Origin of the sequence: Erwinia sp. HR93, assembly GCF_034555055.1 — a bacterium.
In the GTDB taxonomy this organism is placed as follows: Bacteria; Pseudomonadota; Gammaproteobacteria; order Enterobacterales; family Enterobacteriaceae; genus Apirhabdus; species Apirhabdus apintestini.
This window is the reverse complement of sequence record NZ_JAXUDP010000001.1, coordinates 1,395,751-1,417,913: the sequence shown is the minus strand read 5'-3', so window position 1 is coordinate 1,417,913 and position 22,163 is coordinate 1,395,751. Positions and strand designations below refer to the sequence as shown.

The following is a 22,163-nucleotide window of genomic DNA, read 5'->3' as shown; positions in this document are numbered from 1 at the left end:
ATATCTTGCTAAATATTTCCCACGTGATTTTGTGGTTATTTCCATATGGTGAAGGCATGCCATCGTTTCGCATTCATACTCAAAACGGCCCCGATATAACTCGTTGTAAATATCACGCGTACACCGGCAGTTTGGCAGTTTGGCAGTTTGGCAGTTTGGCAGTTTGGCAGTTTGGCAGTTTGGCAGTTTGGCAGTTTGGCAGGTCGGCAGGTCGGCAGGTCGGCAGGTCGGCAGGTCGGCAGGTCGGCAGGTCGGCAGGTCGGCAGGTCGGCAGGTCGGCAGGTCGGCAGGTCGGCAGGTCGGCAGGTCGGCAGGTCGGCAGGTCGGCAGGTCGGCAGGTCGGCAGGAAAATAGCGGCTCGCCACACAAATACCAATAATATTAACCTCAGAGGCTTTACACACGGGTTACCACGCATCATTCACTCGAATGATAACGTTATCTTTTAAACGAGCACGCTCCTTACTTGCCGCAAAAACAGCGTTTTGCGCTGACATAAAAAGCAGGGTTCTTGACTCAAAATATGCAGCCCAAATAGCATTGGCTGGATGCGCTCGATTCGAATAGCGCATCCCAATATTGCCGCCGCAGCCTGATACGGAAAAATACTGCTTCCATTACAGATTAAGTTCACGCATGCCGCACGGGCTGTTAATCCAGGCATACATCTCTGCATTACTGCGTAACGCCAGGCGTCGCATCGCGCTATTTTTCTGAGCACTTACCGTTTTATTGCTCTTTTTAAGCAATCCTGATATTTGGTTGATGCTCCAGCCTTTAGCCATTAGGCGCAATACCTGGCGTTCTGAAAGCGTAAGCACCAGCGCTGCCGGGGCTTCGGTCACAGCCGTTTGCGCACCGCCTAAATGGCTGGTTCCGCCCTCCCAGTGCAGAATATTCTGCTTAATCTCATCCAGCGTTGCAGTATTAGGCAACAGCACGCTATCTGAACGCAGTAATACCTGTAGCGCGGTGAAACGCGCAAACTCAGGAATCAGGAAGACCCAATTAATATGCTGAGATAATCCATAAAATGGCTGTAATAGCCGCAAATCTCGCTCAACGTCCTCCGCGCTACCGGTTAAATCAATAATAGCCAACGTGACTTGCTGTAATAAAAGAGGGGTAAACGATTCATAACCACGGACTGGCAGCACCATCATCTGGGGTTCCAGAGCATGCGCGCACAGCTCCAGTCCCGCAACCATTGCGGGGTAATGGCTAAAAATAATCGCCTTTTGATGACGTCCTTGTTGCATCCTGTCTCCTGTCTTATTCTAAATAAGATTTTATTTATCCTTAATTACAAATGGCTATATCTTTACCTGTATTAATAGGAAATAACGGACAAGCGTTATCTCCAGACAGGCGTTGCCACCTGAAGCTTTTCTAACAATACAGGTATTGCCATAATGATTAATAGGTAAAGTAATGCTTACCTATAGAGCTGTCAATGTCATGAAAAATTTTAAGAATATATCGCTATATTTATGACCTTTTCCTAGAAGCATTGCTTTAATATATGTTTATAAGCCTTAAAAATTCATGAAGTTTATATTTTTAACCTATCTAGCAAAAACAACGTAACTCATTATTTTTAAATGATTTTAATGGCAACACTTCATTTCATAAAGGGAAATAAATATGCTAAGCTTTTTCTTAATAATAAATAACGAGTCCACTAATATGGTTTGTTGTTTGCTATCAACCGTTAGGCCACATTTGCGTAAATTTACGCTATTTTCATGATTCGCATCAGTTTAACAGAGATAAATTAAGCACTAGCAGCACTTTCTTCACATAAAAAATAGAGTTGTTAGTTATGTATTTTTAATGGTTCTACGAAAAGGCTCAGCTGATGATAACGCCTTATTTACTTTTAAATGGTATTTTTTCTGCTTTAAAAGCTTCCTTAAAACATTAATGCTTTTCGGAGCGCGAAATAAAGCCAAAAACTTCCTCCGCAGCCTGCGCTGCCACCCAAATGCAGATGTGTTATTATGGAGAAAGGTTTCACCCCGTGTTGGGGTATCTTTCTAACGGCCTTCTGAGATAGCGTTATGTCTGCCAAAATTCTAACCACCAGCGTTGTCGGTATAGCGTCTTTTTACCGCGATCCCGGTGCGGCGCTCACCGCCAGCGAACAAGGCGCAGTCGCCGTATTGGATAATAATGCTCCGGCCTTTTACGCCCTCACGCCACAGCGGCTTGCGGCACTGCTGGCACTTGAGGCCCGGATTCAATGTCAACCGTCAGACATTACCCTTGCCCCTGAATTATATAATGACGCTGACTCGGCCCCGGTCGAGACGCCGATGGGCAAATTTGCTATGTATCCGGGATGGCTGCCAGATACTGATTTTCTACGCATGTCGGCGCTTTGGGGCATCTTTTTAAAAGAAGACGTCACGCCAGAAGAGCTCGCCGCATTTATTGCCTACTGGCAGGCGGAAGGAAAAGTATTTCACCACGTGCAGTGGCAGCAAAAGCTGGCGCGCCACGTACAAATTGCTCGTGCGGCCAACGGCGGCGCACCCCGCCGCGATATCAATTCTCTCTCGCAACCGGGCGACGCCATTCCTGAAGGATTTCGAGGCTAAGCATGAAAAATGTCACTGAATTAATGCTGCGGCTAAAGAAAATCATGCCAGCCCGCGTAAAACCGGCATTTACCAGCGGTGAAGAACTTCTCCAGTGGCAGCATGAACAGGGGCGGCTGCGCTCTGCGGCCATCGCCCGGGAAAATCAGGCGATGAAAATGCAGCGCACTTTCAATCGCTCCGGCATCCGCGAACTGCATATGAATTGCTCTTTTGATAACTATAAAGTTGAGTGCGAAGGGCAAATGAAAGCGCTAGAGCGAGCGCGTCAGTACGCTAATGATTTCGATGGAAATATCGCCAGCTTTATCTTTTCAGGTAAGCCAGGTACCGGGAAAAACCATCTGGCCGCCGCGATTTGCAATGCACTGCTTGTGCACGGAAAATCGGTCCTTATTATCACCGTCGCCGATATCATGTCAGCCATGCGCGGCACTTTTGGCAGCGGAGGGGCAACGACCGAAGAGCGCCTGATTAACGATCTCAGTAACGTAGATCTGCTGGTAATAGATGAAATCGGTATGCAAACCGAATCTCGATATGAGAAAGTTATTATTAATCAAATAGTTGATAGAAGATCGTCTTCCAGGCGCCCTACAGGGATGCTATCCAACCTGAACATCACGGAAATGAACGCCCTGTTAGGCGAACGCGTCATGGATCGCATGCGGCTCGGCAATAGCCTGTGGGTTAACTTTAACTGGGATAGTTATCGTAGTCGCGTCACCGGTAAAGAGTTTTAATTCGAGGCGCCCATGCGCCTTGCCCACCGCATCACATTTCAGCCAGGAATGTTCTCAAACCCAACCTGCTCACGCTGAAATACCGATTCGCGCCGCATAAGGTCATTTTTTATCTGTACTGCAGCGCTATAATTTTCCTCTCAGTAATAAACCTAAGAGAGTAACCGTGATGAAAAAAACTAAGGCCGCCCTGGGGGCAAGTCTTCTCATTACCACCGCATTATGGAGCACCGCAAATGCCGCCAGCTGGCAGGATAATCTCTCCAGCGCGGCCAACCAGCTGAGCCAGAACAGCGCGCAAAGCGGTTCGGGGCTCTCCCTTTCCTCGTTGACGCATCTTCTCAACGGCGGCAACCAGGCGCTGAACGCAAACAATATGAATAACGCAGCCGGCATACTGCAGTACTGTACGCAGCAAAAACTGGTTTCCTCCAGCGGCACGGCGGGCATTAAAGAGAAGCTATTTGACAAACTCGGGCTCAGTAATGCTCAGCAACAAAAACAGCCTGCCGAGTTCCAGCAGGGCCTGTCCGGCTTACTCAATACAGGTAAAGGTGAACAGCTAAATCTCGGCGCCCTTGGCCAGTCGCCACTGGCCGAAAAAGTAAAAACTAAGGCCTGCGATTTAGTGCTAAAACAAGGCGCTAAATTTATCTCCGGTTGATTATTATTTTCCGCCCGTCACAGAAACGGGCGGTATATCTTCCCGTAAGGGAAATATTGACGCCCAATGACAGCATATTTAAACCAGTGAAGCTGACTCTCCCCATTATTCCGTATCGAAGCCCTACAATCTTTCTAACCTGTGCTCCCAGGCTAATGACATAATTCTTCGCCCCAAATCCAAATACCCATCTGGAGGTATGACGTCTTCTAATCGTTTATTTTATAAGGCTATTTCAAGCATCACTATAAATCACTGCAGCCAATTTTTTAAAATACCTGGGCACCAGACAGAGAAAAATGCAGGGGAATTGCGGTAAACGCATTGAATTGATTTTCTCAATAAAAATAAAGCGTAGAAAAAATAAATTTAAAATAACGGGGTAATTAAACGGACTATTCTTTGTGGGTATCAGGCAGGGCAAGTATAAACTCAAACAGAAATAACCCATCTGATTGTTACGGATAAAATCATCCCAAATGGCGTTTTAACAGTCTCCCCGTCTAAAAAACCTTCTTTTATCGCCTACTTTACCTACCACTTACAGAGATTTCTAAACCAAATCTGAATAACACTCGCATTGTTTTAACAGTAGAATTGCAGGTACACATGAACACCGCTAAATTGTTGCGCCTACGCGCGCGTTAACCGTCGCAATACACTCGACTACATTAAGAGGGCCAGCCGTTGCCAGAGCTGCTTTCATCCGGACTCTTTCTCGCCTCAATCGCGATTTACACCCTAAAAGCCGGGCGTAATAAATGGTGGTTTGGCGCCATACTCATTGTACTGGGGCTGTTTGTCATCCTGAATTTAACCCTGTTCGCGAGTAACTACTTTACCGGCGAGGGGATTAACGACGCGGTGCTATATACGCTAACCAATAGCCTTACCGGTGCCGGCGTAAGTAAATATATTTTACCCGGGCTGGGGATAATTCTGGCGCTTACCGCTATTTTTGGACTGCTGGCCTGGATATTACGCCGGCGCTGGCATCGCCCTCATCACGTTGGATATAGCCTGTTGGCTCTGATTTTGGCGCTGGGATCCGTCGATGCCAGCCCTGCGTTCCGCCAGATAACCGACCTGATTAAATCCCAGACCCGCGACGGCGACCCCGACTTCGGTGCCTATTACAAAGAACCCGGCAAATCTATCGCACATCCTAAACTCAACCTGGTTTATATTTACGGTGAGAGCCTGGAACGCACCTACTTCAACGACAAAGCTTTCCCCAAACTGACGCCGGAACTGGGTGCGATAAAAAATCAGAGTATTGATTTCAGCCAAACTATTCAGCTTCCCGGCACCGACTACACCATTGCCGGTATGGTCGCGTCCCAATGCGGTATCCCGCTATTTGCGCCGTTCGAAGGGAATTCAGCCTCTTCAGTATCCAGCTTCTTCCCGCAAAATACGTGCCTTGGCGACATCCTAAAAAACTCCGGCTATGAAAACTATTTCATTCAGGGCGCTAACCTGCGCTTTGCCGGTAAAGACGTATTTCTGAAATCTCATGGATTCGATAATCTTTACGGCTCTGAAGAGCTGAAAAGCCGGGTTGACGACCCGGACTACCGTAATGACTGGGGCTTTTACGACGATACCGTATTAAACGAAGTATGGAAGCAATACCAGCAACTGTCCCAACAGGGAAAACGATTCTCTCTGTTTACACTAACCGTGGACACCCACCACCCGGATGGATTTGTATCACGCACCTGCCAGAGAAAACGCTATGAATTTGACGGTAAGCTCAACCAGTCTTTTAGCGCCGTAACCTGTAGCCAGCAGCATATCGCCACACTGATAGAAAAAATTAAGGCCTCGCCGTGGTTTAAAAACACGATCATCGTGGTTTCATCAGACCATCTGGCAATGAATAACACCGCCTGGAAGTACCTTAATCAGCAGGACAGAAAAGATCTGTTTTTTGTCATTCGTGGCGATCGCCCGGAGCAAAAGGTTGTCAGCGTTAAACGCAGCACGCTGGATAACGGCGCCACCGTACTGGATATCCTGGGCGGCGATAATTTCCTCGGCCTGGGGCGCAGCAGTTTGTCAGGCGTTCCACTGGCGCAGATGTTCACCAATTTCAAGGATAAAATTATTGGCTGGAAGCCGGAAATCGTCAGCCTGTGGAACTTCCCGAAAAAAATCGATGCATTTAGCGTTGATACCGCCAAAAATACAATACGCTTTTCCGGCTCCCAGTTCCGACTGCCGCTGTTGTTGCGCATTCACAGCGATCGCGTAGAACCGTTGCCGGAAAGCGAATATTCAGCGCCTTTACGCTACCAATTAGCCGGTTTCGCCCCGGACGACAAGTTTATGTGGATAGACCGCTGTTACAAAATTGGCAGGCTGTGGGCACAAGAGTACGCCCTTTCAACCAACTGGTGTATCGCTCAGGGTCAGCCCGGCGGCCAGCCTCAGGTCATCCAGATTGAAGGCGCCGCATGGGAAGGCAAAGCCGCTATCAAAGAGAGCAACATTGATACCGCGCGCTACCAGCACAACCTCGATATGCTGAAAATGCCCGAAAATGATATTCGCTACAAAGCCGACAGCTTTATCTTCCCGATTGCCGGCGCCCCTGAAGCGGTAAAATCATTTAACGGTATTTCACGCCCGGAACAGTGGGGGCGCTGGTCAAATGCCAATTTAGATCCTCAGGTGAAGATAGAGTATCGCGATCCGTTACCTGAAAAATTCGATTTAACGATTATCGCCCGTGCTTTTGGCCCTAATGCCGGCAAGCCGGTTCCGGTGCGTATTGGTAATAGCGAGCAAACCCTAACGCTGAGCCACGATATGCAAACGACCACGCTGCGTTTCACAAACCCTGACCACAGTCATTTACTGACCATTACCCCGCCCGAACCGCAGTTATCCAATGAGGGAAATATTCTCGGCCATGCGCCGCGTAAGCTCGGGATTGGAATTGAAAAAATTACGGTTACGCCGGTTCAGGATTGATCCTCTCCCCCTCTTAACGAGGGGGAGCGCGCATCCACTCAGCCAGACAATGAATAGCGGGGGGTAACATTGCTGCGCCCCTCTTCAACACCCGGCAAGATAGCCCGGTAAATCAGTCATAGGCCACATTCACTACCGCAGTGGTATTCACCTCCCCTGCGCTTAGCGCCGACGCATCGTAAACATAGTACCAGGCCGCCATATCTACATAAAAATTCGCCTTCGTTTTCTGCTGTTTTGCCAGCGTAAACAGTGAAGTCGCGCTGCCCTGCGCGGTGGCGGATGAACCTATAACCAGCGGCGCGTGTTCACCGGCTTTCATCAACCGAACGCCAACGCCATGCGCGCTATCGCTTTGCGGGGAAATGAGCGTTGAATCGTCTCCCGATCGCAAATTATTACTGCTTATCCACGCGGTTACACCGCGTGTGCTGGCACCATTCTGTAAATGAGCGCAGGAAAAACCCAGCCGGAATGCCGTTCGTCCATCGCCATGGCCATTTGCCAAACTTGCCCGATCGATATCGTTCAATACCACGGTCTTGTTTGCATCCGAAAAAGAGCAGGTGGTTTCGCGCTTAGTGAAATAAATAATCAAAGGCTGATAATAAATATCGTAATCATGTACCGGCCACGACCAGTGAAAAACAAAGTAAGCAAAGTCGGAAATCATCCGCGCAATATTCTGAATAACCGTCAGGCCGGTGCTGTCCTGCTCGATCATGACGGGACTCACGGTGGCCATATTCCCCGTCACCGTCATTACATTCTTATCTGGGGCGCTATCCAGCAGCGTTAAATTCACAAGGAAAGTAGAATTAATGGAACTGCCATTGTTATTCCCCGTCCCGGGATTGAATTGCGCAGGCGCTATTCCGGTAACGCTAAGCTTTACATACGCATCGCCGGGGAATTTCAAATAAAAATCATTATTACTGTACGGCGAACTATTCGTAACGGTATTTTTTCCGCCAATAACCCACCACGCCGGCAGCGAGCAGGAAAAATTACCGGGATAATTTGTAGAAAGCGGATAGGATGCACCGCCCGACGAATTTAATGCATCGGTGGCATCAATAGACAGCATCGGCGCATTTTGCATGATCCCGGGCTGGCACTGGGCTAAAGCCGACGCCGTCTGCAGCAATAATAGCGCTGCACACACTATGCGTAATAACAGCATGTTGACTCCCTAAAAACAGCGGTTGATACCGGCCTTCAGCGTGATAACCGGGCGGTCTATCGCACAGGCATGGTTAGAATTCCCGGCAATATGCACCAGCACGCGACTGGGCGCGCTATTGCTGCGGACAAACACCAGGCTCCCTTGCCCCACATAGCCCAGCGTGCGCGCACGGCTATCGGTGACTTCAGTCCCAAATGGCAGCGGCCGACCGTTTGCCAGCGCGGCGCGGAAAATAAAGCTGTGTCGCCTGTCGACGGTAAAGCGCGTCAGCGTAATCGCGCCCGCCCAGGGCACGACCTCTTTACGATTGCTATCGAGGGCAATATCGCCTTCAAGGGTCGAGGTATCTAATACAATGGCGTTTTTGCGGTAGGGCGACAGGGAAGATACCAGCCCTTTTCCATCGGCATTCGTCCTATCCGTTCCATCATTATTAATCGCAGCATATGAGGCGCCCGGCGCATCCACGATATTGAACGTATCGCCGGCCTGATTCGCTAAAAGCACGCCGTCGCGCCAGGCAACCAGGCTGCCGCTCAGCCCAATTCCGGCCTGTTGATACTCGGATGACTGGCTCCACGATCCGCTAAATGTAGAGGCGGAAGCCTTGTAGCTAGTATTCAGGCTGGCCGTGGCGTGGCCCTGCCGCCGGTGAGTGAAATTCGCGTTATAGCTCCAGCGGTTACTGTCACCCGCAGTGCCGCTCACGCCGATATTGCTATCGCTATAGCGCCGTTTCTCAAACGCCGCGTTCGCAGTAAGCCATGCAGGCATATTCCCCACCGACAGCGGAATAGAAAGCCCGACGCTCAGGCGCGTCTCGTGCTCCCCCCATCCATCGCGCGTTCTGCTCAGCGCCAGCGAATAGTTAACTCGCCCCAAACTGTTGGAGTAGCCCATTTGATATTCGCGCGCCTGGCGGGTACTTCCCCAGTAATCGCGCAGCGTTCCTGTAACGTATAACGCCCCTGCGTCTGCACCTAACCGTTGGCTAAAATTAAGATTAAAACTGTTTTTCTGGTGCCCGCGCTCTGGCGACCAGGGCATATTTTTCGCATCATAACGCTGTATCGCTTCTTCAAAGGTGTAATAACCCTGCGTCGAGTAGCGATATGCAGCCAGCGAAAAGCTGGTACCAGACTGCTGAACATATTTACTGTAACCGAGCTTAACGCTCTCTCCTTCGCTACGCCGCCCATTACGCTGGCGCGTGCTGGCATGCGTAACGTCCAGAGATAGCACGCCCAGCGCCAAATTGAGGCCCGCTCCGGCCAGCATCGACTGATAATGCGGGCTAAGGATAGTCCCACTATAACCGGTGATAAGGTTCGAAAACCCATATTGCAGCGTACCCTGAGCAAAGCCAGGATGCTGCCCTAACCCGGTCACCTGCGCTTCGCCGGCGGTTACATCATATTGCCAAACCCCGGCCTTAAGCATGTTCGGCACCGAAGAGAAAGGAACGATAAAACGCTGGCTGCGTCCGTCCGCCTCTGCGATCTCCACCTGTAAGTCGCCCCCTGAGCCGGTAGGTAAAATATCATCAATGGCAAAAGCGCCCGGAGCCACATTTTGCTGCCAGATAATGACCTCATTTTGGCGCACGGTGACCAGCGCATTAGTTTGCGCCATTCCACGCACGATAGGGGCAAACCCCTGCATCGCATCCGGCAGCATACGTATATCACTGGCTAAGCTCATGCCGCGAAAACGAATGGAATCAAACAGCCCGGAACGCGTGTAACTCTCGCCAACACGCAGCAGGCCATCCACCCGGGCCAGCCCCCGCTGGATATAGCGCGTATTATTATTCCAGTGCGCCTGCCCGCGTCGAGAATAGCTATAAGATGAGCTATCGCGCAGCTGCCAGCCAAAAAGATTAATTCCGCTATTGAATGAGGCATACCCGTTACCCTCACTCTGCCCGTGACGCAGCGCGGAGCGATAATAGTTAGCCTGCCAGGAAAGCATGGCGCCATTCACACCGCGATCCCAAAAGGCCGGATCGACATAATCCCGCCATTTACTGTCCAGCGTAGCCTGTGGCACCGTCATATTGAGCGCCAGGCGCCCGGCGTCAAGGTGCGCCCTAATCATAGGGTTCAATGTCGCCAGGTTAATCTTCCCCGCCCGCGATTTAGAAAGCACCTGCGGTTTAATACCCAACCGCAAAAAATCCTTTTTCTTCAGGCGCAAATCACGCTCGCTATCCCGAACGTCTACGGCAAAGCGCCCCTTCCATTCCTCATTCACATAAATATCCAGTGAATAATCTCCCGGCAGCAGAGAATTCCCCTGATAAACGCGGGAAAGATCGCTCTGCGCCGCGCTGCCTGCCAAAAACTGCGTATTGAAAGTTTCTGCTTTAGCGCAGCAAGAAAGACATAGCAGTGAAGAAATAGCGCAGGACAAAAAGGTGCGTGGCGGCATGCAAGCAATTCTGAGCATATTATTGCATCACAGTATGCGTTTGGATTCGGGCGCCGAAATCATTAATCTGCGTCACCGCCAAAGAAGTTCCTGGAGCGGGCAGAGATGATGCAGCCACGTTCAACGTAGAATAAGGCGCGACCATAATACCTTCCCCCAGAATATTACTTTTAGACGTACCATCCGAAATACCGACTAACGTAATAAAAAATGGGCCACTGTTAGTTAACGTCAATGTTCCCTTATTCCGTTTCAGAACAAGATGCTGAATACTCTCATCGGCGTGATTCTGAATGTGAGAAGGGCGCAAGAATAATTTTATTCTCGACCGCACGGCTAACTGCATAATATTTTTTCCCTGCATATTTTCAGGCACCGGTGGGATATCCAGTACATTCAAATAAAACACGGATTCACGATCGGCCTGCAACGCATGTCGATTAAGAAATGAAATACGTAATTGCTGCCCACTATGGGCAGGAACCTTTACTACCGGCGGCTGCAATAAAAAAGGCACATTCGCGGTTTCAGGCGTTGACCTTATATCCCCATCATCAATCCACGCCTGAACCAATGAAGGCTCGCTACCATTATTAAGTAGCTGAACACTAATTTCTTTCTGATTATCAGGGTATACAACGCGCGTAGTACCAATGACCACATTTGCACTGGCAAAAAATGGCAGAATAACACCCAAAGAAAATAATAATTTCTTCATAGTAAATCCATTTATAAAAATAAAAAGGCGACGCGAAGCCGCCCGGAAAAAATTACAAATAAGAAATACTATAGGTGACCATCGTTTTTACCTGACCAGGTTCTGCCGCATCAGAACCAACTTTATAATACTTTGCATAGAAATTAAGTGATTCAGGCGTAGAGGTACTGCCATTAACACCGCTATCCAAAGGCTGATTTAATAGAATTGGCTGAGTTTCTGCACTTTGCTTAACAATGGCCACACCAACATTTTGCGGATTACCTTGCGCATTCATTTGTTGGTTAATTAAGTATTTGCCGTCATCAGATATTGTATTAGCCGATGAAAATTGTAATTTAAGAGATGACGTAATTTTTCCACTATCATCCTTTTCTGCAGAGGCAGAACTACAGTTAGAAAAAGTTAACGAAAAGGCTTTTTTACCAGCATCAATTAAGCCCTCATTTTTACCTGCCTGCTCAGTATTAATAGGGTCCAGTGCCACTGTGAAACTCTCAGCGTTATTTCCATTAATGGTACAGGTTGCATCCGTTACGGTACCCATAAAATGAATAGTTCCCCCTGAAACATTTTCCGCCGCGAAAGTTAGGGGGCTACCCAGCAGCATACTTGCAGCAATAACCGGAAAAATGACTTTCATATTCATCTTCATTTCCTATATTTGTCTTACTTAATAACGCCGACTCAATATTGCCAGCAACTAACGCCTTCCAGGCTAAAACCCATTAGTAAAGCTTGAAATTAATGGCGTATGGACACAGGAGTAAAACTTTATCTTTCCCGTTAGGACGGAATATTATTCCACGTTAAGAAAAATCTGTAGTGAATAAACCTGCAGTTATATTATTTTTGCGTCCAGATCAAGAAACCGCAATTTATAACCAAAATCAAATATAACTATTTGATTTTTAATGGTTTAAAAAAAGATAAGATCGCACATTTTGTTATATCTAATCTCTTTCAAATCGTGCTTAATATAAACGAAACTATCCATATCTAATCTGAAGTAACAATAAAAAACATATTAAAATCAAAAAGTTTACATAGGTTAAGATTTTTGCATCAGTGCTTTTAATTGTTGTTAATAGATAGTGGAGTATTATGCAAATCAATTTACTTTAGGACTTTTCCTGCATAATATTGGTCTACCATTCGGTTTTCTAATCGTTTTAAATGGATTCCTTCAAAAGGATGTGGCACTGTATGCATAACCACTACATAATAAATGGCAGAGTAGAATTTCACCCTGCCACAAGTTCATTAAAAGTCCTGGACAATCCAGAATTGGTCGTTGAATTAAATTCTCCGGCAGGACGTTGTTTATTATTGTTGATAAAAAAACAAGGAGAAATAGTCGCTCAGCAAGAGTTCATGGATGAGGTATGGAAAAAAAATGGTGTACAGGTCACTCCAAATACTTACTATCAAAATATATCGATATTGCGTAAAGGATTAAAAAAAACGGGTTTCGAAGAAGATATTATTGTCACCATTCCTCGTATGGGCCTGACGCTGGCAAGCGGCACCAATATTGAACAGAAATCATTACAACACGATTCTGGTCATGAAATATCATCAGGCGCTCAGGATAATGCAACTATCGTAGAGGCTGCTCCCATAGAGCAAAACGCGAGGTTATATACCTCACAAATACCAGAGCAAACCAGCGAGAGTGGGATAGCCCCTTTTGGAGGTATTAATCAAAACTCACCTCCTCCGCGTGTATTAGTTAACGGAAAAGCTTCACCGCTCATGGGGTTTATTAAGTGTAAAAAAACCGCTGCTTTTCTGGCGGGAATGTTAACAGTAGCAGTAGCCATTTTGTTGTATAACAGTTTAACTTCATGGAAGAAAGTAGACTACTTTGCAAATCACCGGCTGATATATCAAAAAGAAGGCTGTTCGATCTACGCAAATGATAATATCCCGGCGAACGGCTTAAGAAAACGCGTTATCGCATATGGACTGCGTTTTGAAAATGAATGCAAAACGTACCCCTTTATTTATCTTGATTACTACGATATTACGCCAAGAGTCTCAGTAATTCGCTGTACAAAAGAAATACATCAAAGTAACGACTGTGTGTCGGACTATTTTAAAGAGGAATAAAAATCATGAGGGTCATTAAGGCGATCGTCCCGATCGTTTTTTCCATCGCTATTACGATATTATTTATTTCACTCTATAATAAATCTCAGCATCAACAATTTTCATGCACTGCAAGTCATGTTCTCCATGCTAAAGACGCAAGTATTAATATGCTAATAAACTACACTTTCGATAAAAAACAGGGCGTGGTCAATATAACGGGCAATGTCAACTATATTAATGGTGAAGAAAAGGCGCTTAACCGGAAAATCATTTTCAACTATCACCATGAAGGCAACAGTTATTTTCTAAAATCAGAAACGAATATTGTTTTTCCTGAAGATAAAATTGATGATAAAGAGCTCGCACAATACCTGCCGGCCTTTCTCATGAATAAAAATACCAGTCTTTATCTAAAAATATTACGACTAGGAAACGGAAATTATCTATTTTTCTATGATCCCATTCCGACCTATATTTGCAAAAAATCGGTCTAAGTTCGTATCTGGCATATCGCTCGCACCTCGTCATTTTTCCGGGTCACTGCTGGGTAAAGCAACAGCCAGTTTTTTTGGTGAACTACATTAACAATAATTACCCCAGCGCCGTATAAAGCGCCTGTCGTTTTGTGTCTGTTCATGCACCATTTTCTCTCGCAAGCGCGATAAATGCGGGCGTAATACCTAAATGCACTATTAAGCTCAGGCTCGGGTGAGGTTTTCACCCCCAGCCGGGGTTAACATGATAAATAAATAGGTGATGGAATAAACATTGAGCGTCGGAGCGCTATACCGCCGCGACGGTTACTCCCCAATAATCGCAATATTTTCCTGCCAGGAAGTGTCGCTGCAACTTAAAAATCCGCCTCACATCCTTTGTTAAGCAAGTTACAATAGCGACCATACCATTAAACCGCGTCGCGAAAGGTTTTTCGCCTCATCGTAACTCAACGCCGAGGACGTCATGGACAAGCTAAAAATGCACTCCCTAAACGGACAACAGCAGGCGCTCAAACAGCTTCAGGCGCTGTTTCCTGCCTGTGTCACCGAACAGCAAACTGCAGCAGGGGAAGCGCAGCTAGCCGTCGATTTCGATCTGCTGCGCCAGGCGCTCGGCGATAGCCTCATCGAAGGGCCAGCGGAGCGCTATCAGCTAAACTGGCCGGGAAAGCGCCAGGCATTACTGACCGCTAACAGTCCTATCGCCAAAACGCTGCGCCCGGTGCGCGAAGACAGCGTCGATTTCGACCGCGCGGAACATCTATTTATCGAAGGTGATAACCTCGATGCGCTAAAGTTGCTGCAGGAAAGTTACCTTGGCAGCGTCAAACTTATCTATATCGATCCGCCCTATAACACCGGCAGCGATTTCATCTATAAAGATAATTTCACCGCCTCGGCCCAGGAATTTTTGGAGCGCTCATTACAGAAAGATGAATACGGCAATGCGCTGGTATCAAATACCGACACCAACGGGCGCTTCCACTCCGACTGGCTCTCCATGATGTACCCGCGTTTGCGCATCGCCCGCACGCTGCTCAAGGACGACGGCGTGATTTGCATCAGTATTGACGACGACGAGCTGGCGAACCTGAAGCTGCTGTGTGATGAAGTATTTGGCGCGCAGTGCTTCCTGAATTTAATCGCCGTCAAATCGAGTGAATCCTCCGGCGTAAAAATGTCCCACGTAGATAAACGGTTGCCGAAAATAAAAGAATATATCTTGGTCTATACGCGCAACATCGGCGCGGCGCGCCTCAACCCAATAAAAATTAAAAAAGAGCAGAACCCGGAAAAGCTCGATGGCTACCTGAATTATTATTCCAGTTTTGTGCGTAATCTTGACGACGATCCGCAGAACTACGTCATTGTGAAGGTGACAGAGGAAATGGCTCAGCGCGGCCTGCCGCTCGACGACGCCAGCGTGCGCGCCTTTAAACTGGCGCACGCCGAAAACGTGGTTTATCGCACCAACAACGCCACGCTCGCCGGTATGACTTTCCCCACTAAAACCGCAGCCGTCATCTCACCCACCGGGATTCGCTACGTCTGGTGGGAAGGTAAACAGATGCTATTCCTGTCTGACTATCTTGATGAATATTTGTGCGATTTATGGAACGACATTTCCACTATCAACCTGAATAAAGAGATGCACGGGCTGCCCGCCTTCCTTAACGGCCAGAAACCCACGGCGTTAATATACCGGCTGCTGGCGCTCTTTTGCGGCAGCTGCGACGGCGATGCGCCGGAAATCGTAATGGATTTTTTCGCCGGCTCCGGCAGTACCGCCAGTGCGGTCATGCAATATAACCACGACCGCGGCGCGCGCCTGCGCTTCGTGCTCGTGCAATTACCGGAAGAGATCCGCGCCAGCGCCGGAATGGATGCCAAAAGTAAAAAAAGCGTCAAAGAAACCCTGCAGTATCTGAAAACGCTTGGCAAACCGCCTTACATTAGCGAAATCACCAAAGCGCGCATTCAGCGCGCGGCTCAGGCATTTAGCGACCAGGCCGGACTGCGCGTATTACGTATCGACACCAGCAATATGAATGACGTGTGGTACAGCGCGGATGCGCTAACCCAGACGCAGCTCGATTTTCTGGTCGACAATATCCGCCCGGACCGCACCCCGGACGATCTCCTGTTTCAGGTATTGATTGACTGCGGCCTGCCGCTCACGCTACCGCTGCGCCAGATAGCGCTGCTCGGAGTACCGGTGTGGGAAGTGGATAATGGCGCGCTGCTTGCCTGCTTTAGCCCCGGCATTAGTGAAGCGCTAATCCGTGAAATGGCGGCGCTGCAGCCGGAACGCGTGGTATTCCGGGATGACGGATTCGAAAACGACGCCGTTAAAAACAACGCTGCCCAGCTTTTTCTCCAGCTCTCGCCGGCGACGGAACTCAACGTACTCTAAGGAGTGGCCATGAAACTTAAATTCAAGCTACAGCCGCACCAAACGGCCGCCGTCGACGCCGTTATCGACTGTTTCGCCGGCCAGCCCTGGCATAACCCACTGGCGATACAGACGCAAACCGCGCCTGACCGTGCGCCAGCGCTGGATCTGGCCGACGGCGATATCTTCGGCAATGCGCCGCTGTCGCTCTCCCCCACACAATTACTGTCCAATATCCAGCGGGTACAGCGGCGGCAAAACCTGCCCGTCTCCGCTTCTCTTGCAGGCGACGAGGTCTGCCCGGTTAACCTGGATATTGAAATGGAAACCGGAACCGGAAAGACCTATTGCTACATCAAAACACTGTTCGAACTCAATCAGCGCTACGGCTGGAGTAAATTTATCGTGGTGGTCCCCGGTATTGCCATACGCGAAGGCGTGGATAAATCACTGCGCATCACCGCCGCCCATTTTGCAGAAATCTACGGCAAAAAAGCGCGCTGTTTTATTTATAACTCCCGCCAGCCGCAGGCACTGGAACAATTCGCCTCGGACGCGGGCATACACGTAATGATTATCAACACCCAGGCGTTTAACGCCGCCGGCAAAGATAATCGCCGTATTTATGAAGCGCTGGACGCATTTCGCTCGCGCCGCCCCATCGATGTGCTGAGCGCCTGTCGCCCCATTCTCATCCTGGACGAACCGCAGCGCATGGAAGGCAAAAAAACCCTTAGCGCGCTTGCCCATTTCACCCCACTGGCAGTTCTGCGCTATTCGGCCACCCATAAAACTAACCACAATAAAATTCATCGTCTGGACGCGCTGGACGCCTATAACCAAAAACTGGTTAAAAAAATCGCCGTGCGCGGCATTGCCGTTAAAGGCGCGGAAGGGTTAAACGCGTGGCTTTGGCTGGAATCCATTGAACTATCCCAAAAGGCGCCGCTGGCGCGTATCGAAATGGAAATCAAAACCCGTTCCGGCATCCGCCGCGCCCTGCGCAGGCTACAGGCAGGGAATAATCTTTACGCTGAAAGCAACCAACTAGAGCAATATCGCGGCTATATCGTTGAACATATCGACGCAATCAGCGACAGCGTCAGCTTCACCAACGGTCAGATTCTGCGCGCCGGAGAGGCGGTTGGCGATGTCAGCGACGCCGATATTCGCCGCCTGCAAATCCGGGAAACCGTGCGCGCGCACCTGGAAAAAGAGCGCCAGCTTTATCCGCAGGGTATCAAAGTCCTGTCGCTTTTTTTTATCGACGAAGTTGCTAAATACCGTGATTACGCGCGGGACGATGAAAAGGGCGACTACGCACGCCTGTTCGAACAAGAGTATCAGGCGCAGGTAGACGCCCTGCTGGCGGAGCTGCCGCCGGGCCGCGGCGACTGGCGCGATTACCTGGCGTCTATTCGCGTCGACTGCACGCATAAAGGCTACTTCTCGGTTGATAAAAAATCGCAGCGCCTGCGCGATCCAGACGTTAAAACGCGCGGGGAAGACGCGGGGCTATCGGACGACGTGGACGCCTATGATCTCATTCTCAAAGATAAAGAACGCTTGCTGTCATTTCAGGAACCTACGCGCTTTATTTTCTCCCATTCTGCGCTGCGGGAAGGCTGGGATAACCCTAACGTTTTCGTTATGTGTATGCTAAAACGCAGTAACAGCGGCATTTCACGCCGCCAGGAGGTAGGGCGCGGGCTGCGGCTTGCGGTCAATCAGCGCGGAGAACGCCAGGACAATCCCGCTACCGTACACGACATCAATGTACTCTGCGTCGTCGCCAGCGAAAGTTACCGCGATTTTGTCTGCGGGCTACAGCAGGAGCTGGGCAGCGCGCTGTCCGCGCGTCCACGCAAAGCGAACGAAGCCTGGCTCACCGGTAAATTACTCATCGGCCCACATGAAGAAACACCCGTCACGCCAGAAATGGCGAAACGTCTGTACAAGTATCTGGTGAAGCACGATTACATCAACGAGCTGGACGATACTTTGACGCTGTCATGGCATACGGCCGTCACACAGAATACCCTGGCGCCGCTGCCGGACGCTCTTGCGCCCTGGCGAGAAGCGATTATCGCCCTACTCAATACGCTATTTAGCGAAGCTCAACTACCGGCGATTGAAGACGATCGCCGCCTCAAAATAAATCCGCTAAACGCCCTATTTGACTCTGCGGAATTTCAGGCGCTATGGGCACAAATTCATCACAAAAGCGTCTGGCGCGTTGAGTTTGATACCCCAGCGCTCATTCGCCAGGCAGTGCAGGCTATTGATACGCAGCTTCGCGTTACGCCGCTGCAATATACGCTAAGCGGCGGTGAACAAACCGAAATGCTTACCGATGAATTACTGCATAGCGGCGGTGGATTCCGCCAGACGCCGCACGGTACGGTGCGTTTAGAAGGGCAGGCAATAGCGCGCACGGTGCGCTACGACTTACCCGGCAAACTGGCGGCGGCAACCGCCCTGACCCGGCGCACGCTCGTCGCTATTCTGCGTCAAATTTCCCCACACGTTTTTGCGCTTTATCAGCAGAATCCCGAAGCCTTTATTGCCGGCGCAGCACGTCTTATTAATGAACAGAAGGCCGCCCTTTCGGTTGAAAACCTCACCTACACCTTACTTGATGAATGCTACGATCGTAGCCTGTTCATCGCGGGCCAGCGCGGCCAGGATCTCAGCCGCGCCGCCGTACGTCTGCAAAAACATATATACGATTATGCAGTGCTGGACTCCGGCGTCGAACGGCGCTTTGCCGAAGCGCTGGAAAGCTGTGATAACGTGGCGGTTTATGCCAAATTACCTCACGGGTTCGCCATTCCAACCCCGCTCGGCGACTACATTCCAGACTGGGCCATCGCTTTTCGCGAAGGCAGCGTTCGCCACCTTTGGTTCGTTGCAGAGACTAAAGGCAGCGACACAGCGCTCAGCCTGCGCGCCAGCGAAGCATACAAAATCGCCTGCGCCCGGCGCTTCTTCGCCGCGCTGAATAAAGAAAGCGCGGATGTTCACTACACCGTCGTCAGCGACTTTCAGCAATTGCTGGATACCGCGCTGTAACCCCCGGCGCGGCGGCGTCGTCGCGTTCGGCGCAAGTTTTCACTCACCCGCGCCGGCGATGCTTTAACATCGCCTGCGCCCGGCGCTTCTTCGCCGCGCTGAATAAAGAAAGCGCGGATGTTCACTACGCCTGCGGGTACTCAAGCTGCTCCGGGCGGCGGCGCATAATCACCTGCCCGTGGCGAATGGATATCCGCGCTTTCGCCTGGTGGCACACCGCGTCATAGTCGTTTTCCGCATCCAGAATTACCACATTAGCCGGACGCCCCGGCGCCAGGCCGTAGCGCTCGCCCAGATTCAGCGCCCGAGCGCTATTATCTGTGACAAAGTCCAGGCTGCGCTGCAGGGTATCATAGCCCATCATGTGGCAGATATGCAGGCCAGCGTCCAGCACGCGTAAAATATTGCCATTCCCCAGCGGATACCACGGATCTTTAATCGAATCCTGGCCAAAACAGACATTCATACCCGCCTGATCCAACTCCGCCACGCGTGTCACGCCGCGTCGCTTCGGCCAGCTATCAAAGCGCCCCTGCAAATGAATGCTTTCCGTCGGGCAGGAAACAAAATTAATTCCGGACTGGCGCAGCAGGCGAAACAGCTTATAGCAGTAGGCGTTATCGTATGATCCCATCGCCACGGTGTGGCTGGCGGTAACGCGCGCGCCCATATCTCGCACTCGCGCCTCTTCGGCCAGCACCTCCAGGAAACGCGACTGGGGATCGTCGGTTTCATCACAGTGCACATCCACCAGGCAACCGGTACGCTCCGCCAGTTCCATTAAGAACTTGACTGAACTGACGCCCTGATCGCGGGTGTTTTCAAAATGCGGAATACCGCCAACGACATCGGCACCCAGCTCAATCGCCTGCGTCATCAGCGCACGGCCATTCGGGAAAGATTCAATGCCTTCCTGAGGGAACGCCACAATCTGCAAATCTAGCAGATGACGGCTTTCCTGTTTCACTTCCAGTAACGCCCGCAGCGCTGCCAGCGAAGGATCGGTAACATCAACGTGAGTACGCACATGCTGGATGCCGTGGTCGCGCAGCATCCCAATCGTCGCCAGCGCGCGCCGTTTAGTATCCTCATGCGTGATAGTCGCTTTACGCTGGCCCCAGCGCTCTATGCCTTCAAACAGCGTGCCGCTCATATTCCAGGCCGGTTCACCCGCCGTCAGCGTCGCGTCCAAATGGATATGTGGCTCAACCAGCGGCGCTATCGCCAGACCGCCTTCGGCGTCCAGCTCATCCGGTCCGGCCTTCCGGCTGGCGGCCTGTCCAGTTATCTGGTTGATTTTCCCATCCTGTAAAACGAGGGTGAACAAACCTTCACGCTTACGTAAACGTGCGTTAATAATATTCATCCTGACTCCTTATCAGTTGCGCGTTTCAGGCGTCCTGTCCGCTGCATAAACCCGGCACCTGCGACAAAACGGTATTGCACTATGCTACCACGCACGGGGTCCAGTCCGGGGAAGGGAAATACATTATCTCCGGCGCATCGGGTAAGACTGATCGTATCAACCGGCCACCAGCACCGAATTCAGCCTTCTCTAACTGACGAAAAGCCACTGCGCTGAAATCGCTAAAGTTAGTTCCCTTTATGGCTGGCTAACGCCGCCGCGCCATACCAAACTGGGCGACAATATTGATGAAAAGACGGACAACATAAGGTGGGTCTGATGCGCTAATAATAAGGTGCAGGCAAGTGTGCCGGGCGCCAGGCGTTATGGTCAGCAAGTACGAGGGGAACCGCGTTCCCCTCTATTGTTTTCATGCGCAGCGTCCGTGGCCGCATATCGCTTTATGACGGCACGCCGTTACGCCAAAACAATTTCCTGCGATCAGCCAAAATCAACGTCAAGCGCCTGATAGAACGCGTTACCGGTGTCCGCCACCAGCCACAGCAGAACTATCACATGATGGCCACGTTTATTTTTTGGCAGCACCAGATCGTGCTCGGTTTTGGCAACCAGTTTGTCCGGGTACTGTGAGAACGGCACATACGGGTAGATATCTTCAAAGAACGGCGCTTCTTCAAGCTGCGCGCGGCTGATACGCTGCGTTGCGTCCCAACCGTCTTTGGTGATAAACGCGCGATAGCCGCGAGTGGTATGCGCCGCCGTATATGCCCAGTGGATCTTCAGCGTCTCACCCGCCGTCACGCTCACGCACGGCCACTCGAACGCTTTACCCAGTTGCTCTGCCATTTCGCTATCGGTGAAGTTAACGCATTCACGGGCATCGGTTTTACCGCCGCTCAGGATCAGGCCGTCAGCAGGTGGAGTGGTGCTCGGCGCATCACTTTCAAACGGCGCTGGCATCGAACCAGACGTGGTCGCCGGGAAATTTTTCCCGCCTTCCATTTCATTGTTCTGCCATTCGCCAATCAGCCCTAATTCGGTCGCTACCAGGCCGCGCGTTTTTGGGGACGTTACCCGGCCATGCTTAAGATCGATACTCATTGCATTTTCCCTTATTCGATTAGTTATCTCTGTATTCATAACGAATGCCGATGTTCGGCGGAAAAATCCTACGAACAAAAGCGAACGGAAAATGTGTGGCAGGTATGAACATGATTTTGCGTGGCGTAAATTGATTTCAATAAATACAGCATGACATCGCACGCCCGCGCCTGTGCTGAACGCGCGTCGCCGCTTACCGGGCATCATCCGCTGTCACCGGTTAATCACTGCGCCTCACGCGGGAATCGTGATTATCATCGCTCGTCAATACGCCGGCCCGATCGCACAATCGGGCGAGCGTAGAATGAAAAACGGCTCTGC

Annotated in this window: 14 protein-coding genes and 1 pseudogene; 8 read left to right on the top strand and 7 right to left on the bottom strand. The window is 50.2% G+C overall.

Annotated elements, in window-relative coordinates:
* Nucleotides 1–620: 620 nt before the first annotated feature.
* A pseudogene (locus SFA31_RS19060) lies at nucleotides 621–821 on the bottom strand (helix-turn-helix domain-containing protein); the annotation flags it as partial.
* Between the two features lie 1,239 nt (nucleotides 822–2,060).
* On the opposite strand from SFA31_RS19060, the gene dnaT reads away from it, so the two are divergent.
* The 4 genes from dnaT to opgB all read left to right on the top strand — a co-directional run bounded on the left by dnaT (nucleotide 2,061) and on the right by opgB (nucleotide 6,986).
* A complete protein-coding gene (dnaT, locus tag SFA31_RS06575; protein WP_322837259.1) occupies nucleotides 2,061–2,600 on the top strand; it encodes a primosomal protein DnaT in 540 nt (179 codons plus the stop codon).
* A gap of 2 nt (nucleotides 2,601–2,602) precedes the next feature.
* Nucleotides 2,603–3,343, top strand: coding sequence for a DNA replication protein DnaC (gene dnaC / locus SFA31_RS06570; RefSeq protein ID WP_322837258.1), 741 nt, complete (start codon nucleotides 2,603–2,605; stop codon nucleotides 3,341–3,343).
* 169 nt (nucleotides 3,344–3,512) lie between these two features.
* Nucleotides 3,513–4,007, top strand: a complete 495-nt coding sequence (locus tag SFA31_RS06565; RefSeq protein WP_322837257.1) for a DUF2501 domain-containing protein — start codon at nucleotides 3,513–3,515, stop codon at nucleotides 4,005–4,007.
* 687 nt (nucleotides 4,008–4,694) lie between these two features.
* Complete coding sequence (gene opgB / locus SFA31_RS06560) at nucleotides 4,695–6,986, top strand: phosphatidylglycerol--membrane-oligosaccharide glycerophosphotransferase (RefSeq protein ID WP_322837256.1); 2,292 nt, start codon at nucleotides 4,695–4,697, stop codon at nucleotides 6,984–6,986.
* A gap of 112 nt (nucleotides 6,987–7,098) precedes the next feature.
* Here opgB and SFA31_RS06555 read toward each other — a convergent pair whose 3' ends face one another.
* The 4 genes from SFA31_RS06555 to SFA31_RS06540 are packed head-to-tail and all read right to left on the bottom strand — an operon-like array spanning nucleotide 7,099 to nucleotide 11,969.
* Nucleotides 7,099–8,169 (bottom strand): fimbrial protein, encoded by a 1,071-nt coding sequence (locus SFA31_RS06555; protein WP_322837255.1) that lies wholly within the window; start codon nucleotides 8,167–8,169, stop codon nucleotides 7,099–7,101.
* 9 nt (nucleotides 8,170–8,178) lie between these two features.
* A complete protein-coding gene (locus tag SFA31_RS06550; RefSeq protein WP_322837254.1) occupies nucleotides 8,179–10,602 on the bottom strand; it encodes a fimbria/pilus outer membrane usher protein in 2,424 nt (807 codons plus the stop codon).
* A 19-nt stretch (nucleotides 10,603–10,621) separates the two neighbouring features.
* A complete protein-coding gene (locus tag SFA31_RS06545) occupies nucleotides 10,622–11,320 on the bottom strand; it encodes a molecular chaperone (RefSeq protein WP_322837253.1) in 699 nt (232 codons plus the stop codon).
* Nucleotides 11,321–11,372: 52 nt separating this feature from the next.
* Nucleotides 11,373–11,969, bottom strand: coding sequence for a fimbrial protein (locus SFA31_RS06540; protein ID WP_322837252.1), 597 nt, complete (start codon nucleotides 11,967–11,969; stop codon nucleotides 11,373–11,375).
* Nucleotides 11,970–12,526: 557 nt separating this feature from the next.
* Between SFA31_RS06540 and SFA31_RS06535 the strand changes: the two genes are divergently transcribed.
* The 4 genes from SFA31_RS06535 (at nucleotide 12,527) to SFA31_RS06520 (ending at nucleotide 19,375) form a co-directional block, all read left to right on the top strand.
* Nucleotides 12,527–13,432: a transcriptional regulator gene (locus SFA31_RS06535; protein WP_322837251.1), complete on the top strand. Its 906-nt coding sequence runs from the start codon at nucleotides 12,527–12,529 to the stop codon at nucleotides 13,430–13,432.
* A 5-nt stretch (nucleotides 13,433–13,437) separates the two neighbouring features.
* Nucleotides 13,438–13,908 carry a hypothetical protein gene (locus tag SFA31_RS06530; RefSeq protein ID WP_322837250.1) on the top strand — a complete coding sequence of 157 codons (471 nt, stop codon included), beginning with the start codon at nucleotides 13,438–13,440 and terminating at the stop codon, nucleotides 13,906–13,908.
* A gap of 466 nt (nucleotides 13,909–14,374) precedes the next feature.
* The gene (locus tag SFA31_RS06525; protein WP_322837249.1) at nucleotides 14,375–16,324 is read left to right on the top strand and encodes a site-specific DNA-methyltransferase; all 1,950 of its coding nucleotides are present in this window, start codon (nucleotides 14,375–14,377) and stop codon (nucleotides 16,322–16,324) included.
* Between the two features lie 9 nt (nucleotides 16,325–16,333).
* Complete coding sequence (locus SFA31_RS06520; RefSeq protein ID WP_322837248.1) at nucleotides 16,334–19,375, top strand: type III restriction-modification system endonuclease; 3,042 nt, start codon at nucleotides 16,334–16,336, stop codon at nucleotides 19,373–19,375.
* Nucleotides 19,376–19,499: 124 nt separating this feature from the next.
* Here SFA31_RS06520 and codA read toward each other — a convergent pair whose 3' ends face one another.
* Together codA and SFA31_RS06510 are read right to left on the bottom strand one after the other, a co-directional pair.
* On the bottom strand, nucleotides 19,500–20,741 hold the full coding sequence (gene codA, locus SFA31_RS06515) for a cytosine deaminase (protein ID WP_322837247.1): 1,242 nt from the start codon (nucleotides 20,739–20,741) through the stop codon (nucleotides 19,500–19,502).
* 480 nt (nucleotides 20,742–21,221) lie between these two features.
* The gene (locus tag SFA31_RS06510) at nucleotides 21,222–21,842 is read right to left on the bottom strand and encodes a lytic polysaccharide monooxygenase auxiliary activity family 9 protein (RefSeq protein ID WP_322837246.1); all 621 of its coding nucleotides are present in this window, start codon (nucleotides 21,840–21,842) and stop codon (nucleotides 21,222–21,224) included.
* Between the last annotated feature and the right edge of the window lie 321 nt (nucleotides 21,843–22,163).

Bases quoted from the DNA above. Each gene is read 5' to 3' on its own strand.
- SFA31_RS06525 (WP_322837249.1), top strand. From the start codon at position 14,375: ATGGACAAGCTAAAAATGCACTCCCTAAACGGACAACAGCAGGCGCTC.
- codA (WP_322837247.1), bottom strand. From the start codon at position 20,741: ATGAATATTATTAACGCACGTTTACGTAAGCGTGAAGGTTTGTTCACC.
- dnaT (WP_322837259.1), top strand. From the start codon at position 2,061: ATGTCTGCCAAAATTCTAACCACCAGCGTTGTCGGTATAGCGTCTTTT.
- dnaC (WP_322837258.1), top strand. From the start codon at position 2,603: ATGAAAAATGTCACTGAATTAATGCTGCGGCTAAAGAAAATCATGCCA.
- SFA31_RS06520 (WP_322837248.1), top strand. From the start codon at position 16,334: ATGAAACTTAAATTCAAGCTACAGCCGCACCAAACGGCCGCCGTCGAC.
- SFA31_RS06540 (WP_322837252.1), bottom strand. From the start codon at position 11,969: ATGAATATGAAAGTCATTTTTCCGGTTATTGCTGCAAGTATGCTGCTG.
- SFA31_RS06530 (WP_322837250.1), top strand. From the start codon at position 13,438: ATGAGGGTCATTAAGGCGATCGTCCCGATCGTTTTTTCCATCGCTATT.
- SFA31_RS06565 (WP_322837257.1), top strand. From the start codon at position 3,513: ATGAAAAAAACTAAGGCCGCCCTGGGGGCAAGTCTTCTCATTACCACC.
- SFA31_RS06510 (WP_322837246.1), bottom strand. From the start codon at position 21,842: ATGAGTATCGATCTTAAGCATGGCCGGGTAACGTCCCCAAAAACGCGC.
- SFA31_RS06555 (WP_322837255.1), bottom strand. From the start codon at position 8,169: ATGCTGTTATTACGCATAGTGTGTGCAGCGCTATTATTGCTGCAGACG.
- SFA31_RS06545 (WP_322837253.1), bottom strand. From the start codon at position 11,320: ATGAAGAAATTATTATTTTCTTTGGGTGTTATTCTGCCATTTTTTGCC.
- SFA31_RS06550 (WP_322837254.1), bottom strand. From the start codon at position 10,602: ATGCCGCCACGCACCTTTTTGTCCTGCGCTATTTCTTCACTGCTATGT.
- SFA31_RS06535 (WP_322837251.1), top strand. From the start codon at position 12,527: ATGCATAACCACTACATAATAAATGGCAGAGTAGAATTTCACCCTGCC.